Annotated in this window: 12 protein-coding genes; 10 read left to right on the top strand and 2 right to left on the bottom strand. The window is 74.5% G+C overall.

Features of this window, described 5'->3' with window-relative positions:
- Positions 1-51 precede the first annotated feature (51 nt).
- The 3 genes from JOE63_RS18885 (at position 52) to JOE63_RS18875 (ending at position 5,779) form a co-directional block, all read left to right on the top strand.
- Positions 52-1,983: a glycosyl hydrolase family 18 protein gene (locus JOE63_RS18885; RefSeq protein WP_307840230.1), complete on the top strand. Its 1,932-nt coding sequence runs from the start codon at positions 52-54 to the stop codon at positions 1,981-1,983.
- Between the two features lie 311 nt (positions 1,984-2,294).
- Positions 2,295-4,955 carry a glycosyl hydrolase family 18 protein gene (locus JOE63_RS18880; protein ID WP_204543032.1) on the top strand — a complete coding sequence of 887 codons (2,661 nt, stop codon included), beginning with the start codon at positions 2,295-2,297 and terminating at the stop codon, positions 4,953-4,955.
- Between the two features lie 203 nt (positions 4,956-5,158).
- Positions 5,159-5,779: a hypothetical protein gene (locus tag JOE63_RS18875; RefSeq protein ID WP_204543030.1), complete on the top strand. Its 621-nt coding sequence runs from the start codon at positions 5,159-5,161 to the stop codon at positions 5,777-5,779.
- A gap of 107 nt (positions 5,780-5,886) precedes the next feature.
- On the opposite strand, the gene JOE63_RS18870 is transcribed toward JOE63_RS18875, so the two are convergent.
- Both JOE63_RS18870 and JOE63_RS18865 read right to left on the bottom strand, forming a co-directional pair.
- Complete coding sequence (locus tag JOE63_RS18870; protein ID WP_087469905.1) at positions 5,887-6,927, bottom strand: hypothetical protein; 1,041 nt, start codon at positions 6,925-6,927, stop codon at positions 5,887-5,889.
- 280 nt (positions 6,928-7,207) lie between these two features.
- Entirely contained in the window at positions 7,208-9,049 is a 1,842-nt protein-coding gene (locus JOE63_RS18865; protein WP_087469904.1) for a DUF4012 domain-containing protein, read from the bottom strand.
- Between the two features lie 140 nt (positions 9,050-9,189).
- On the opposite strand from JOE63_RS18865, the gene JOE63_RS18860 reads away from it, so the two are divergent.
- The 7 genes from JOE63_RS18860 to JOE63_RS18830 all read left to right on the top strand — a co-directional run bounded on the left by JOE63_RS18860 (position 9,190) and on the right by JOE63_RS18830 (position 16,268).
- On the top strand, positions 9,190-9,753 hold the full coding sequence (locus JOE63_RS18860) for an RNA polymerase sigma factor (RefSeq protein ID WP_087469903.1): 564 nt from the start codon (positions 9,190-9,192) through the stop codon (positions 9,751-9,753).
- A gap of 71 nt (positions 9,754-9,824) precedes the next feature.
- Positions 9,825-11,297, top strand: a complete 1,473-nt coding sequence (locus JOE63_RS18855; RefSeq protein ID WP_204543028.1) for a hypothetical protein — start codon at positions 9,825-9,827, stop codon at positions 11,295-11,297.
- A gap of 289 nt (positions 11,298-11,586) precedes the next feature.
- Positions 11,587-12,825, top strand: a complete 1,239-nt coding sequence (locus JOE63_RS18850) for an inositol-3-phosphate synthase (protein WP_087469901.1) — start codon at positions 11,587-11,589, stop codon at positions 12,823-12,825.
- Complete coding sequence (locus tag JOE63_RS18845) at positions 12,822-13,745, top strand: SCO3242 family prenyltransferase (RefSeq protein WP_204543026.1); 924 nt, start codon at positions 12,822-12,824, stop codon at positions 13,743-13,745. Before JOE63_RS18850 ends, JOE63_RS18845 begins: the two co-directional genes overlap by 4 nt.
- Positions 13,742-14,692: a sugar phosphate isomerase/epimerase family protein gene (locus JOE63_RS18840; protein WP_307840228.1), complete on the top strand. Its 951-nt coding sequence runs from the start codon at positions 13,742-13,744 to the stop codon at positions 14,690-14,692. Before JOE63_RS18845 ends, JOE63_RS18840 begins: the two co-directional genes overlap by 4 nt.
- Positions 14,689-15,390: an EboA domain-containing protein gene (locus JOE63_RS18835; protein ID WP_204543024.1), complete on the top strand. Its 702-nt coding sequence runs from the start codon at positions 14,689-14,691 to the stop codon at positions 15,388-15,390. The genes JOE63_RS18840 and JOE63_RS18835 overlap by 4 nt, the downstream gene beginning before the upstream one ends.
- Positions 15,390-16,268 carry a TatD family hydrolase gene (locus JOE63_RS18830; protein WP_204543022.1) on the top strand — a complete coding sequence of 293 codons (879 nt, stop codon included), beginning with the start codon at positions 15,390-15,392 and terminating at the stop codon, positions 16,266-16,268. Before JOE63_RS18835 ends, JOE63_RS18830 begins: the two co-directional genes overlap by 1 nt.
- Positions 16,269-16,283: the final 15 nt, after the last annotated feature.

Here is a 16,283-nt window from a genome sequence, read left to right as displayed (position 1 = left end):
CATTACGTTCGAGGGGACCCGAGGGCGACGGAGACTCCGGAGGACGGCGACGTGGCCCACCGCACCAGCAACGAGGCAGGACCCATGGACGTGTCCCTCTTCACCAGACCACCCCGACCGGGGCGTCGTCGCGGCGCGCGCCTCGCGGCGCTCGCGACCGCAGCGGCGCTCGTCGGCGGGCTCCTCGCGGGAGTCGCGCCGGCCCAGGCTGCCGAGGTCGCACCCGCCGCCGTCTCCCACCCGGGCGACAGCGACGTGAACGGCTACCGCAACGTCGGCTACTTCACGCAGTGGGGCGTGTACGGCCGCAACTTCCAGCTCAAGAAGGTCCAGGACTCCGGCGCCGCCCAGGACCTCACGCACATCAACTACTCGTTCGGCAACATCCACTACCAGAACCTCACGTGCTTCATCGCGAACAAGGCGCAGGGCACGGGGCCCAACGGCTCCGACGGCGCCGGTGACGCGTGGGCCGACTTCGGCATGGGCTACACCGCGGCGAACTCCGTGGCCGGCGTGGCGGACACGTGGGACCAGCCGCTCGCCGGCTCGTTCAACCAGCTCAAGCAGCTCAAGGCGAAGAACCCGCAGCTCCGCGCCCTCATCTCCATCGGTGGCTGGACCTGGTCCAAGAACTTCTCGCGGGCTGCCGCGACGCAGGCGTCGCGCGAGAAGCTCGTGTCGTCGTGCATCGACATCTACATCAAGGGCAACCTCCCCGTGATCGACGGCCGCGGCGGGGCCGGCGCTGCCGCGGGCGTGTTCGACGGCATCGACATCGACTGGGAGTGGCCCGGCTCGAACAACGGCGAGGTGGGCAACTACGTCGACACCGTGAACGACCGCGCGAACTTCAAGCTGCTGCTCGCCGAGTTCCGCAAGCAGCTCGACGCGTACGGCGCGCAGACCGGCAAGCACTACCTGCTCTCGGCGTTCCTCCCGGCCAACCCCGACGACATCGCGGCGGGCGGCTGGAACGACCCGGCGATCTTCGACTCTCTCGACTACGGCAACGTCCAGGGCTACGACCTGCACGGCGCGTGGGACCCCGCGCTCGCCGGCCCCCAGGCCAACCTGTACGACGACCCTGCCGACCCGCGGGCGGCCAACCGCCAGTTCAGCGCCGACAAGGCGGTGCAGGAGTACCTGCGCGGCGGCGTCGACCCGAGCCAGCTCGGCCTCGGCATGGCCATGTACGGCCGCGGCTGGAAGGGCGTCACGTCCTCGGCCCCGTGGTCGGCGGCGACGGGAGCAGCCCCCGGCACCTGGGAGGCGGGCAACGAGGACTACGACAAGCTCCGCACACGGGGCCAGGACTACTACGACCCGGCGACGGTCTCGGCCTGGCGCTACGACGGTGACCAGTGGTGGGGCTACGACAACGCGCGGTCCGTCGCCGCCAAGGCGGAGTACATCGACCGCCTGAACCTCGGTGGCGGCATGTGGTGGGACCTCTCCGGCAACCACGACGGCACGCTGCTCGGCGGATTCACGGACAAGATCCGTGCGCTCCCGGCCGGTCCGGTCGACGGCGTGGCGGACCCGACCGACCCGACGGACCCGACCGACCCGACGGACCCGACCGACCCGACGGACCCGACGGACCCGACGGACCCGACGGACTGCCTGGCCGCGTGGTCGGCGAGCGCGGTGTACACGGGCGGCGCGACGGTGTCGTTCGAGGGGAAGAACTACCGCGCGAAGTGGTGGACCCAGGGTGACCGCCCGAGCGCGGGCGGCCCGTGGGAGGCGACCGGCACGTGCGGTGCGACCGACCCGACGGACCCGACCGACCCGACGGACCCGACCGACCCCACGGACCCGGGCACGTGCACGGCGCCCGCCTGGTCGTCGAGCGCGGTCTACACCGGTGGCGCGACGGTCTCCTACCAGGGCCAGAGCTTCCGCGCGAAGTGGTGGACGCAGAACAACGTCCCGGGCGCGGAGCAGTACGGCCCCTGGGAGTCGTTGGGCGCCTGCTGACACTCGGCCTTCGTCGGCCTTCGTCGGCCTTCGTCGACCCCCTGACGGCGCCGGTCGCCATGAGCGACCGGCGCCGCCGGGCGGGGCCCGTCCACGACGCGGTCGACGGCGGGCCGATGACGAGTCCCGTGCACCCGCCCCGTGCACCCGCCCCTCGCCGCGTCACCGACGCACCCGTCGCCGACCACCGTCGTGACGGGCCCCGCTCGGCACCCCCCAGCGCCTGACGGTCGCCCTCCCCCTGGGCGACCGCGCCCGACGCGACGCCGTCCGGCGTCGTGCGCACCAACCCAGCAGATCGAGGTACCCCCATGCGGTTGTCCCTGACCCCCCGGACGCGCGCCCCCCGCGCTCCCGGACGCCGGCCACAGGTCGTCGCGGCCGTCACGACGCTCGCCGTGCTGGCCACCGGCCTCGCCGGTGCCGCGGCCGCGCAGGCCGCGACCCCCGTCGTCGCCGCCGCGACCACGGCGTGCGCGGACCCCTGGTCCGCGACCCCGGCCTACGGGGGCGGCGCGACCGTCTCGTACGGCGGCCAGAACTACCGGGCGAAGTGGTGGACGCAGAACAACGTCCCGGGCACGGAGCAGTACGGGCCGTGGGAGTCGCTCGGAGCGTGCGGCGGCACCCCGACCGAGGAGCCCACGACCGACCCGACGACGGATCCGACCACGGACCCGACGACCGACCCGACGACCGACCCGACGACCGACCCGACGACCGACCCGACGACGGACCCGACGACGGACCCGACGACGGACCCCGCCGCGAACCCGGACGAGAAGTGCCGTCCTGACGGCATGGCGCAGACGCCGGGCGTCCGGACGCCCTACTGCGACGTGTACGACGAGAGCGGGCGCGAGAAGCTGCCCAACGGCCTGGACCGCCGCGTCATCGGCTACTTCTCGAGCTGGCGGACCGGCGCGAACGGCCAGCCGCGCTACCTCGCGAGCGATATCCCCTGGGACAAGCTCTCCCACATCAACTACGCGTTCGCGCACATCGACGGGAACGACAAGGTCTCGGTGAACGCCGGCGCGGCGGGCAACGCAGCGACGGACATGACGTGGCCGGGCGTCGCGGGCGCGGAGATGGACCCGACGCTCGACTACACGGGCCACTTCAACCTGCTGGCGAAGTACAAGAAAGCCCACCCGGGCGTCAAGGTCATCCCCGCCGTGGGCGGCTGGGCCGAGACGGGCGGCTACTTCGACGCGAGCGGCAACCGCGTCGCGTCGGGCGGCTTCTACACGATGACGGAGTCGCAGGCGCGCATCGACACCTTCGCGGACTCGGTCGTGGACTTCGTCCGCCAGTACGGGTTCGACGGCATCGACATCGACTACGAGTACCCGACGTCCAACAACCAGGCCGGCAACCCGGACGACTTCCAGATCTCCGACAAGCGCCGCGGGCAGCTCTTCCAGGGCTACGTGAACCTCATGAAGACTCTGCGCGAGAAGCTCGACGCGGCGGGCGCCCAGGACGGCGAGTACTACATGCTCACGACCGCGACGCCGTCGTCGGGGTGGCTGCTGCGCGGCATGGAGGTCTACCAGGTCACGCAGTACACGGACTACGTCAACATGATGACGTACGACCTGCACGGCGCCTGGAACGAGTACGTGGGCGGCAACGGCGCCCTGTTCGACGACGGCAAGGACCCCGAGCTCGCGGCCGGCGGCGTCTACAGCGCCTACAAGGGGATCGGCTACCTCAACGGCGACTGGGCCTCGCACTACTTCCGCGGCGCGATGCAGGCCGGCCGCATCAACCTGGGCGTGCCGTTCTACACGCGCGGCTTCCAGGGCGTCCAGGGCGGCACCTACGGCATGGGCGGCACCGCGAAGGCGCCGGCCGGGTTCCTCTGCCCGGCGGGCACCAACAACAAGTGCGGCTACGGCGCGGAGGGCATCGACAACCTCTGGTACGACAGCGACCCGCAGGGCAACGCGGTCCCCGCGGGCGTCAACCCGATGTGGCACGTGCTCAACCTCGAGAAGGGCGTCACCGGCGACTACGTCTCCGCGTACGGCGTCACCGACACGATCCAGGGCACGTACGAGCGCCACTTCGACCCGGTCACCAAGAACGAGTGGTGGTGGAACGCGCAGACGAAGACGTTCCTCTCGGGCGACTCGACCGACGCGATCGCCGCCAAGGCGGACTACGTCGCGGACACCGGCCTCGGCGGCCTGATGATCTGGGAGCTCGCGGGCGACTTCGGCTACGACCAGGCGAAGGGACAGTACGAGATCGGCAGCACGCTCGTCGACCTCATGCACAGCAAGCTCTCGGCCACGACGCCGTACGGCGCGTCGAAGGCGAACGCCGACAGGAAGATGCCGACGCAGGCGCTCGACGTCGACATCCGGTACACGGAGTTCGCGCTCGGTGACAACAACTACCCGATCTCGCCCAAGGTCGTCTTCACCAACAAGGGTGCGAAGGACATCCCGGCCGGCGCGACGATCTCGTTCCAGTACGGCACGACCGACCCGGGCGAGATGAGCGACTGGAGCGGCTTCAAGACCACGGTCACCGCGAAGGGGCACACGGGCGACAACGTCGGCGGCCTCGACGGCGACTTCCACACCGTGCAGTTCACGGTCCCGACCGGGGGCATCCCGGCGGGCGGCTCGATCACGAACCAGCTCAAGTGGTCGATGCCTGCGGCCCAGTTCTCCAACGTGATCGTCACGGTCGACGGCGTGGACTACGCCACGACGTACGACCACCCGCGCGGCGTGACCGTCGTCGACCTCCCGGGCTCCGGGGGCGGCGAGGGTCCGGGCGGACCCGGCACCGGGACGGGCGAGTGCACCGCGGCGGCCTGGGTCGCGGGGACGGCGTACAGCGGCGGCGCGGTCGTGAGCCACGGCGGCCACGTGTGGACGGCGCGGTACTGGACCCAGAACGACACCCCCGGCGCCTCGGCGTGGGGTCCGTGGGCCGACGGCGGCGCGTGCTGACGCACCACCGACGTCCCTGACGAGGCCCCGCCTCGGTGGCTCGCGGGTACGGGGAATCCCGTACCCGCGAGCCGCCACCGTGTGGGTCTCCCGCATCTCTACCGGCGTTCGCGCTCGCTAGCGTGACAAGACCGACGAGGTCTCCGCAGCTCCCCCCAGTGGGCTGCGGGGACCTCCGACCGTGAAAGGCGACCATCGTGCACGTGCACCATCGAACGACTCGTTTCTCCCTCTCCCTGGCGGTCGTCGCGCTCGGCGGCGTGCTCCTGGCCGGGTGCACGGGGGCCTCCGAGCCCGACGCGACCGCCGAAGGAGGCTCGGGCCCGGCCACGGCCGAGGACCACGGCGCGCACGGCGCGCACGCCGACGAGGGCAAGGTCCCGGTCGGCCCCCTGCAGCTCCCGGCCGCCGAGTACTGGTCCGTGCTCCAGCCCGCCGACGGCGTCACGCAGGTCCGCTCGGGCGGGTGCCCCGAGGACGCGGTCTGCCCGAGCTTCGAGATCCTCACCGGTGCGGGTCTCGACGGCGTCGACCCCGCCGCCGCCCACGTGCCCGACGGCGCCACCTGCCCGGGCAGCGACGGGCTCGCCGCCCGCGCGGTCGGGGAGGCCTCCGAGTCGGAGGTCGAGGTCGCCGGCACGCCCGCGACGCTCGCACGCTGGACGCTCTCGTGCGTCGACGGGTCCGGCGCCGAGGTGCGCACCGTCGAGCAGCTCCAGTGGTACGTCCCGGACGCTCCCGGCGGCGCGGTGCTCGTCGTCGACCGCTGGGCCTTCGAGGGCCTGGAGTCGCGCCTGGCGGCCGGCGGCTGGGCGGCCGCCTGACGACCTGACGGTCCGCCCGGACCGGGCGCCGCCCCCACGACCGGCCGACGCCACGAAGGCCTCGCACCCTGCCGGGTGCGAGGCCTTCGTCGTGCGTGGGGTGCCGGTCAGCCCTTGCGGGTCCGGCGCGTCAGGAGGACGATCGCCGCGCCGACCACGGCGAGTCCGGCCGCGATCGCGGCATACAGGCCGACCGTCGCGCCGGTCTCCGCGAGCGTCGGGTTCTGGCTCCCGGCGACGGGGTTGTCGACCGTCGTCACGCCGGGGAAGCAGTTGCTCGTGTCCTGCGGGTACGTCACCGGGACGGTCACCTCGGGGTTCACGGCGAACGTCAGGTCCACGGTGCCCGTGGCCCAGCCGTGGGTCGCGGTGTTGATCCACATGTTGTTCACGAGCTCCCAGCCCTCGTCGGCCGGCAGGTCGACGAAGCGCTCGGGATACGCACCGGGCCACAGGACCCGTCCGCTGAGGGGGAGGTCGGCCATGACCTCGTCCTCGCCGTCCGGGTTGTGCCACGTCAGCGTCGCCGTCGTGTTCGGCGTGCCGGTGACCGAGACCCCGTAGTCGAGGTAGGAGACTCCCTCGACGCAGACGGGCGTGAGCACGTCGACCTTGATCGTCGGCTCCGGGGTGCCGGGCGGGTTCGTCGCGCACTCCGGGGTCGACGGCGGGTAGGCCACGACGGTCTCGGCCGTCGGGTTGACCTCGAAGACCACCGTCACGCCCGCGCGGACCCAGTCGAACTCGTCGCCGACGACCCACTCGCCGTCCACGAGGCTCCAGCCGGGCCAGTCGACGGGGTTGCCCGCACCGTCGACCTCGGCACCGGGCCACAGGACGCGGCCCGAGAGCGGCAGGCCGGACTGGACGACGTCGTCGCCGTCGGGGTTGACCCACGTGATCGTGAGCGGGTTCGCCTCGTCGTTCTCGTAGTTCTCGGGGAGCTCGAAGACGTAGTCGAGATAGGGGACGTCGCCGTCGCAGACCGGCGAGGCCACGGTGATCTCCGGGACGTAGGTCTCGGGGTCGGTGGTGGCCGCGCTCGCGGACGTCGCGACGACGGGGACGGTCAGGAGCGCGGCGACCGCGGAGAGCGCTCCGACGAGCACCGCCCGCCCCGTGCTGCGCAGACCCTTCGAGGTACGCATGGCTTCTTCACCCGTCTCGGTTCAGGGATTGTGGTGTTCCGGTACACAGAGAGCCCCGGAGTGCGGTCCGTGATGCATCGTGCGTCAGGGACCGGTGGCACGGGTCGAGCGACAGGCGCCCAGAATAGCGAGGATCCGGTGCCCAACTGGACGGTCGTCCGGGTGAATTGTGGGCACCAGGACCATCGTTATCGCGCCGTGATCCTGGGCGGGTTCCGGTGAACGAACGGGCGCCTCTCGAGGGCGGTGCCGCCGGCGTCCGGCAGGACGCCGCGACGGTTCACCCGCACGCGGCGACCGGGACCACCTCGAGGCCGGGCGTCGACACCGTCGGGGTCGTCCACACGTCGATCGTGCCGTCGGTGCCGGGACCGTCCTGCGGGTCGGCCGGCGAGGTCACGGTGAAGGAGACCGCGGTGCTCTGGCCGGGGCCGAGCTCGACGGGGAGCGACGCCGCGCGCCGGCCACCCACCTCCGCGACGAGGGCTCCCGTCGGCGCCCCGCCCACGCGGACGGTGCCGACCTCGCCGCCGCGGGGCGGGTAGAGGACGACCACCGTGCGCACGTTCCCCGGAGTGACGCCCGAGATGCCGCCGCCCGTGACGTACCACGGCAGGCTCGACCCGGCGTCGGCCGGCGCGGTGGACGTCAGCGCGGCGCTGAAGGTGTCGACCCGCCCGCCGTCGGTGCACACGCTCCCGGTGAGCCGGACGTCCGTGTCGAGGTAGTAGCCCATCTTGCCGCCGGTGGCGTCGTTGAGGAACACGCCGACGGAGCTCGCCGCGCGGTCGGCGGTGTCGATGTCGCCCGCGACGACCGTGCCCGCCAGGCGGTCCTGCTCGTCGGGGTGCGCGGACCACAGGAGCACGCGGTGCTCGTCCGCGGCGCGCGCGAGGGCGTCGCGCGCGAGCCCCGGGTCGGCGCCCCCGGCGAGGAACGTCCCGAGGACGGAGGTCGCGACGGAGGCGAAGAAGGCGTCCGTCTCCGGCCCCGGCTCGAGCCGGGCGTAGGAGTCCGACAGGAGGGCCTGGACGACGTTGCCCGCGTCGAGCGTCACGGTGTCGTCGCCCGCGGGGACGTCGAGCGGCCCGGTGGCCTCGAGCAGGTACGACAGCGCGACGGGGTCCGTCGCGACCACCCCGTCGAGGGTCTCGCCCTGCGCCTGCTCCCACATGGCCGCCGTGAGCTCCGCGGTCGTGGGGAAGTCGGGCGTGAGCGGGGTGTCCTGCACGTACCGGCCCACGCGGTCGGTGAAGAGCTGCTCGACCCCGGGGTCCAGCGGGAGGACGGGCTCGGCGAACGGCGGGACGTCGGCCGTCGAGGCCTGGCGCTCGAGCGAGACGGCGCCGCCGTCGACCGTCAGGACCGCGAGCGCTCCCGGGATGCCGCCGCCCGCGCGCAGCTCGGCGCTGTTCAGCGCGACCACGAGGTACCGGCGCGGCCCGTCGGCGCCGAGCATGGCGGGGCCGAGCGTGGTGAGGCGGTCCGCGGTGCGCACGACCGGGCGCAGGTCGTCGGTCCGCGCGACGAGCGTCGCGTACGGCTCCGCGATCTCCTGGTGCAGCGCGTCGGGGTCGACGCGGGCGAGCCGGGCGTCGATGTCGTCGAACGCGTCGGCGGCCCGCGCCATGGCCGGGGCCGCCTCGGTGAGCGGGGCGAGGTCGACGCCGTCGCCCGTGAGCGTCAGGCTGTCGCCCTCGACGGCGCCGAGCGCCTGCGTGAGCGACGGCAGCACCACGGCCGCGAGGTCGTCGACGGTCGCGGCGGCGGCGGAGAACGCCCGGACGTCCTGCCCGTACACGGGGAGGTGCGCGGCCAGGGACCACAGCGGGCCGTCCGTGCTCGCGCGCGCCGTCGCGGTGTAGGGCTGGACCCGGTCCAGGGCGGCCTCCGCGGTCTCGACGTCGCCGGCGCGCAGGGCCTCCTCGGCCGCGGGGACCTCGTCGAGCGCGCGCGTCAGCGCGTCGCGCGCGGCGAGGGCGTCGCGGGCCAGCAGCGCCACGCACACCACGAGGAGCACGGCCAGCAGGATCAGGCCCCAGCCCAGCCAGGACGCCCAGTGCCGACGTCGCCGACCGCCCGTGTGGCGCGGCGGCAGGTCGGCCGGCTCCGTCGTCGTCATGTCCCACAGCGTAGGTGCTGGGCGGTGGCAGGATCGGTGCCGTCGCGGGTGAGGTTCGGGTGAAGGACGCGCCGTGCAAGGAACGGGCTCCCCGGGACACAGAGCGGTTGACAGCCCCGACCCGCCGACGAGGAGCCGCTGTGACGACCGACGAGGGCCACGACGTCGATACCGACGCCGCCGTCCACGACGAGGCCTGGTTCGCCGCGCTCTTCGCCGCGCACGCGACGCCGCTCTACCGCTACTTCCGCCGCCGGCTGCCGAGCGCCGCCGGCTCCGTGGGCCCGGACGCCGACGACCTCACGGCCGAGGTCCTCGCGACGGCCTGGCGGCGCCGCGCGGACGTGCCCGACGGCGCCGAGCTCCCGTGGCTGTACCGCACCGCGGGCTTCGTCCTCGCCAACCACCGGCGCAAGGCGCGGGCGCTCCCCGTCGCGGAGGTGCCGGAGCGCGGTGACGACGGCGCGGACGTCGAGCACGTCGTCGTGCAGGACGACGAGGTCCGGCGTGCGCTCGGCGCGCTGTCGGACCGCGACCGGCGCATCCTCCTCCTGCACGCCTGGGAGGGCCTGGGCGGCGACGACCTGGCGGCGGTCCTCGGCACGTCGCGCGGGGGCGCCGACGCCGCGCTCTCGCGGGCGCGGGCGCGGCTGCGCACCGCGTGGGCGGAGCAGGCGGCCCTCGCGCAAGAGTCGGGCGCCTGAGCACACATCCGGGGTAGACCCGACCGGCCGCGGCCCCCGCGGCGCGGCCCCCGCAGTACCTGGAGGGCGACATGACCACCCATACCCCCGACCAGCCCGACGACTCCGGCCTCGAGCGCCTCCGCGCCGCCGACCCGGCGGCGGGCGCCGCACCGGACACCGAAGCCCTGGAGGCTGCGGTCCGAGACCGCGTCCCCGAGGCGCTCGCCGCAGGGACGCCTGCCGGCACGCCTGACGACGCGCCCGACGGAGGCCCGCTCTCCGGGCCCGACGGCCCGACGGCGATCCTCGTCGACGAGCTCGCCGAACGTCGTGCGCGACGCCTTCGCAGGCGGGTCCCCCTCCAGGTCGCCGCGGCGGTGGCGGGCGTGCTCGTCGTCGGGGCGGGCGGCTACGCGCTCGGTGCCGGAGCGGTGGGGGCGTCGTCCGCGGGAGACTCGGCGGCGGAGTCCACCGCGCTCGCGCCGATCCAGCTCGGGGGCGCGACCGCCCAGGAGGAGTCCGGGGCCGCTGCCGACGGCGCTGCGTCCGGGCAGGCGTTCGGGTCCGACGCCCGTGCCTCGGCGGACATGGCCTACCCCGGCTTCTGGGGCGGGCGCACGGTGTTCCACCAGGACGGTCTCTCGACGCAGGGGACCAGCGCGGACGCGTGGGCGTACGACGCCGCGGGCGTGTTCTCGCAGGAGACCGCACAGCGCGTCGCGGACGCGCTCGGCGTCGACGGCGAGGTGCGCGAGGACTACGGCTCCTACGTCGTGGGGTCGACGGACTGGACAGGACCGACCGTCTCGCTGCAGCCCGACGGCCTCGCGAGCGTGAGCTACAACGACCCGACGAACGACCCGTGGGGCTGCGTGGTCGTGACGCCGATGCCGGCCGACGGCGGGGACGACGCGACGAGCCCGTCCGTCGAGCCGGGCACGTGCGAGGAGCCCGACCACGGTGCGCCGCCGAGCGGCGCGGACGCGGTCGAGCGGCTGCGCGACCTGCTCGGGACGCTCGGCCTCGACCCCGCGGGGTACGAGGTCGTCGCGGAGGAGCAGCCCGCCGACCAGGGCGCGCCGCGGGCGACCTCCGTGACCGCGTACGAGGTCGTCGAGGGGCAGCGCACCGGGACGCAGTGGAGCGCGACGTACTCCGGGGGCGGGCTCGCGTCGCTGTACGGGAGCCTCGCGCCGCGCGTCGCGATCGGGTCCTCCGACGTGGTGAGCCCCGCGGAGGCGGTGGACCGCCTGGGCGACCCGCGGTTCGGCGGGGGCGGCATGATCGCGTGGGCGCGCGACGGCGTGCAGGCCGTGCCGGAGATCGCGCCCGTCGAGCCCGAGGTGCCCACCGTGCCGCCCACGGTCGGTGCGGGCGCCCGGTTCGCGTGGCCCGTCACGGAGGTGACGATCACGGACGCGCGCCTCGGCCTCGCGGTGCAGTACCAGCCCGACGGCGCGGCGGTGCTCCTGCCCGCGTACGAGCTCTCCGACGCCGACGGCAACGTGTGGTCGGTCGTGGCCGTCGTGGACGACCAGCTCGACTTCGCACCGGCCGGCTGACCCTTCTCGCCGAGCACGACCTGGCGGTCGTCATCGTCCCCACGACGACCGCCAGGTCGTGTTCGGCGTGCGCTTTTGCATCGTGCAAGCGTCCGGCCTCGCGAAAGTGGGCACGCTTTTGATTGACCATCGACAAAAGTGTGACTAGGGTCGCAGCAGACCGGGCGCCCACCGGGTCGGAGAGCGTTCACACGCCCTCGTCCGGGCGTGCGGTCCGACGATGGCAGGGAGGCCATCGTCGTCGTGCTCGGCGGCGCTCCGGCGCCCGCCGACGGGAACGGGAGCAACGATGCACCACTTCGCTTCTGACGGCTCGTCAGACCGCCCGGCTCCGGACGCGCGCACGGGGCTCTGGCTCGTCGGCGCCCGCGGCTCCGTGGCGACCACCGCAGCCCTCGGCCTCGCCGCCATCGCGGACGGGCGTGCCGCGCCCACGGGGTGCGTCACGGTCTCCGAGCCCTTCGCCTCGGCACCGCTCCCGTCGTTCGGCGACCTCGTCGTCGGCGGCCACGACATCTCCGACGTCTCGATGGTCAAGCGCGCCGAGCTGCTCGTCGAGGCGGGCATGATCGCGCCGCGCCTGCTCACCGCCGCGCACGCCGCGCTGGAGCGGGCCGACGCCGAGGTCCGGCCCGGCTACTCCACCCACCCCGCCGAGGGGGCGCCGCGCGAGTCGCAGCAGGCCGCCGCGGAGCGCCTCGCCGCGGACATCGTCGACTTCCGCGAGCGCCACGGCCTCGCGCGCGTCGTCGTCGTCGACCTCGTGTCGACGGAGCCGCTGCCCGAGCCCGGCCCGGAGCTCTCCGACCGGGAGCTCCTGCTCGCCGCGCTCGCGGACCCGGAGCGCGCCGTGCTCCCGCCGAGCTCCGTGACCGCGTACGCCGCCCTGCTCGCGGGCGCGCCCTTCGCGGAGTTCACGCCGTCGGCGAGCATGCACCTGCCGGTGCTCCTCGAGCTCGCCGCCGAGCGCGGCGTCCCCGTCGCGGGCCAGGACGGCAAGACCGGCCAGACGTGGCTGCGCACGATCCTCGCGCCCGCCTTCGCGGCGCGCGGCCTGCGCGTCCTGTCCTGGGCCGGGGCCAACCTGCTCGGTGGCGGCGACGGCGCGACCCTGGCCGACCCGGAGGCCGTGCAGAGCAAGCTCGCGTCCAAGTCCCGCGGCCTGCAGGACCTCACGGGCAGCCAGGTGACCCCGCTGCACATCGACAACGTGCCGGACCTCGGCGACATCAAGGTCGCGTGGGACCACGTGCACGTCGAGGGCTTCCTCGGCTCGCGCCTCACGCTGCAGACCACGTGGTCGGCCTACGACTCGATGCTCGCCGCGCCGCTCGTGCTCGACCTCGCGCGCCTGCTCGCGCTCGCCGACGCCGCGGGGTACGGGGGACCGGTCGCCGAGCTCGGGTTCTTCTTCAAGGACCCGTGGGGGAGCGACGTGCACGACTTCGCGGCGCAGACCGTCGCCCTCGCGGACTGGGTCCGCGAGGCGGCGGCCCGCGTCGGTGCCGCACCGGCCGACCGGCCGTGACCGGCTCCCTCCACGACCACCTGGACCTCGTCCGCGCCCCCGCGGTCCTCTCGGTGGTCGGTGACACCCTCGCGGGCGCGGCCGCCGCCGGGCACGCGCTCACGCCGCGCCGCGCGCTGCTCCCGCTCGCGTCCGCGTGCCTGTACGCCGGCGGCATGGCGCTCAACGACTACGCGGACCGCCACCTCGACGCGGTCGAGCGCCCCGAGCGCCCGATCCCGTCCGGACGCGTCTCCGAGGCGCGTGCGCTCCAGGTCGCGGTGGGTCTCACGGCCGCGGGCGTCGGCCTCGCCGCCGCGGGCGGGGGACCGCGGGCGCTCGCGGTCGCCGTCCCGCTCGCCGCGAGCGTCTGGACGTACGACACCGTCGCCAAGGAGCACGCGGCAGGTCCCGTCGTCATGGCCGCGTGCCGGGGTCTCGACGTCCTGCTGGGTGCGGGCGTCGGGCACCTGCGTGCCGCGCTGCCCGCCGCGGCGGGGATGGCGGTGCACACCGCGGGCGTGACGTTCGTGTCGCGCGGCGAGGTGCACGGCACGACGTCGTCCCTCGCCGCCGGCGTGGCGGCGGCCACCGCGGTGGGCGGGGCGGTCGTCGGCGTGGGGGCGCTGCGCCGCGGTCGCGGGGCCGGACCGGGCCGTGCGACACGCGTGGCGACGGCGGTCGCCGGGGCCGTGGCAGCAGGCGCGTACCTCGCGACCGCGCTCCCGCGCCAGGTCGACGCCGCGATCACGCCGTCCGCGGGCAACGCGTTCGCGGCGACGAAGGCGGGGATCCGGGCGATGCTCCCGCTCCAGGCGGCCTGGGCGGCGCGGGGCGGCAGCCTCGCGTCCGTGGGCGTGCTCGCGGGCGTCGAGCTCGCCGGCCGGCTCCTGCGCCGGGTCGGGCGCGGCCCCGGGCGCACCGAGATGAGCGAGACGTGAGCGGGTACGACGACCCCGGGCAGGGCATGCCGTTCACGCTCGGGTACGGCACCAACGGCTTCACGGACCACCCGCTCGACGTCACGCTCGACGTGCTCGACCACGAGGGGTACGGCGCCGTCGCGCTCACGCTCGGGTTCCCGCACCTGGACCCGTTCGCGGACGGGTGGCGCGCGGAGGTCGACGCGCTGCGCGAGCGCCTCGCCGCGCTGCGCGGCGGGGCGGGGATGCGGGTCGTCGTCGAGACGGGCACGCGGTTCCTGCTCGACCCGTACCGCAAGCACCGGCCCACGCTCGTGGACGCCGAGGCGGAGGCCCGGCTGCGCTTCCTGCGCCGGGCGGTCGAGATCGCGGCCGTCCTCGACGCCGAGTGCGTGTCCTTCTTCTCCGGCGTCCTGCCCGACGGCGCGTCCCCGGCCGACGGGTGGGCGCTCCTGCGCGACCGCCTGCCCGCGCTCGTCGAGCACGCCCGCGGCCACGGCGTGCGGCTGTCGCTCGAGCCCGAGCCGGGGATGCTCGTCGAGACCGTCGGCGACGCGCTGCGGCTGCGCGACGAGCTCGGCGGCGACGCGGGTGACCTGGCCGACCTCGGCGTGACCGTCGACGTGGGCCACTGCCTCGTCGTGGAGCCCGACGGCGTCGTGGGCGCGCTGCGCGCCGCCGCGCCGTACCTCGCGAACGTGCAGCTCGACGACATGCCGCGCACGCACCACGAGCACAGACCGTTCGGCGAGGGCGAGATCGACCTGCCGCTCGTGCTCGCGACCCTCGCCGACGTCGGCTACACCGGCGTCGCCGCGGTCGAGCTGCCCCGCCACTCGTACGACGCCCCCGGCCTCGCGCACCGCAGCATGACAGCGCTGAAGGAAGCGTGGGACCGACGCTCCGCGGCGCCCGCGCCCGACCAGGAACGACCCGTCTCCGAACACCCCCAGGAGGTGCCATGACCGAGCCAGCCCCCGCCGCCCCCGCGGCCCCGGACGGCGCGACCACCGAGGGCGAGCGCTGGCTCGCCGAGGCGCGCGCCGGCGTCGCGCAGGACCCCGCGGCCGTGTCGCGCGCGTTCGCGCTCGCGGGCCGCAAGGTCGGCCGCGCGCCGGTGCGCCCGGACGCCGACCCCGCCGGCATCGTCCACGGGACGGTCGACGACGAGGCGCGCGCCGCGATCGTCGTCGCGCTCGCCGAGGCGCTCGGGCGCGGAGCCGACGGCGACGCCTCCCTCGCGGCTCGCCTCGCCGACCTCTACCAGCACGGCGACACCGCCGAGCGGCGCGGGGTGCTGCGCGGGCTCGACGCGCTCACCGCGCGCGGGGCGCTCGCGGACGACGCGGCGCCGTCGGTCGTCGCCGTCGGTCGCGACCTCGCCGCCGACGCGCTGCGCACCAACGACCAGAGCCTCGTCGCCGCGGCGGTCGGGCCGTTCGCGGCCGCGCACCTCGACCAGCACGCGTGGCGCCACGCCGTCCTCAAGCTCGTGTTCATGGGCGTGAGCCTCGACGCCGTCGCCGGTCTCGACGACCGCGCGGACGACGAGCTCGCCCGCATGGCGCGCGACTTCGCCGCCGAGCGCCACGCCGCGGGACGCGTCGTGCCCGACGACGTCGCCCGCCTCGCCCCTGACGTCACCACCGGGAGGACCGCCTGATGCGCATCTTCGACCCCCACATCCACATGACCAGCCGCACGACGGACGACTACGAGGCCCTGTACGCGGCGGGCGTGCGCGCGCTCGTGGAGCCGGCGTTCTGGCTCGGGCAGCCGCGCACGAACGTGGGGTCGTTCCTCGACTACTTCGACGCGCTCCTGGGCTGGGAGCGGTTCCGGGCCGCGCAGTTCGGCATCCGCCACCACGCGACGATCGCCCTCAACCCCAAGGAGGCGAACGACGCGCGCTGCCGCGAGGTGCTCGACGAGATCCCGCGCTACCTGCTCAAGGACGGCGTCGTGGCGGTCGGCGAGGTCGGGTACGACTCGATGACGCCCGAGGAGGACGAGGTGTTCTCCCGCCAGCTCCAGATGGCGCGCGACGTCGAGCTTCCGGTCCTCGTGCACACGCCGCACCGCGACAAGCTCGCGGGCACGCGCCGCACGCTCGACGTCGTGCGCGAGTCCGGGGTGCCGTCCGAGCACGTGCTCGTCGACCACCTCAACGAGACCAACGTCGCGCTCGTGCTCGACGCGGGGGCGTGGGCCGGGTTCTCGATCTACCCGGACACCAAGATGGACGAGGACCGCATGGTCGCGATCCTCCAGGAGCACGGCACCGAGCGCATGATCGTGAACTCCGCGGCGGACTGGGGCCGGTCCGACCCGCTCAAGACCCTCAAGACGGGGCGCGCGATGCTCGCCGCCGGGTTCACCGAGGACGACGTGGACAAGGTGCTGTGGCGCAACCCGGTCGAGTTCTACGGCCAGTCCGGCAACCTCGTGCTCGACCCGGTGCCGGGTTTCACGGCCGGTGAGCTCCCGACGCCCGGCGTCGAGTTCGAGGGCTCGTCCGTGCTGCGCGGCGCGCGGGCGTAGCGGGCCGTCTCGGAA

The sequence above is a fragment of the Cellulosimicrobium cellulans genome (genome assembly GCF_016907755.1).
In the GTDB taxonomy this organism is placed as follows: Bacteria; Actinomycetota; Actinomycetes; order Actinomycetales; family Cellulomonadaceae; genus Cellulosimicrobium; species Cellulosimicrobium cellulans_D.
The sequence above is the reverse complement of the archived record's forward strand: the minus strand, read 5'-3'. Positions and strand labels throughout refer to the sequence as shown.

Coding starts and splice junctions, on each gene's coding strand:
- JOE63_RS18880 (WP_204543032.1), top strand. CDS start 2,295: ATGCGGTTGTCCCTGACCCCCCGGACGCGCGCCCCCCGCGCTCCCGGA.
- JOE63_RS18870 (WP_087469905.1), bottom strand. CDS start 6,927: ATGCGTACCTCGAAGGGTCTGCGCAGCACGGGGCGGGCGGTGCTCGTC.
- JOE63_RS18865 (WP_087469904.1), bottom strand. CDS start 9,049: ATGACGACGACGGAGCCGGCCGACCTGCCGCCGCGCCACACGGGCGGT.
- JOE63_RS18855 (WP_204543028.1), top strand. CDS start 9,825: ATGACCACCCATACCCCCGACCAGCCCGACGACTCCGGCCTCGAGCGC.
- JOE63_RS18850 (WP_087469901.1), top strand. CDS start 11,587: ATGCACCACTTCGCTTCTGACGGCTCGTCAGACCGCCCGGCTCCGGAC.
- JOE63_RS18835 (WP_204543024.1), top strand. CDS start 14,689: ATGACCGAGCCAGCCCCCGCCGCCCCCGCGGCCCCGGACGGCGCGACC.
- JOE63_RS18830 (WP_204543022.1), top strand. CDS start 15,390: ATGCGCATCTTCGACCCCCACATCCACATGACCAGCCGCACGACGGAC.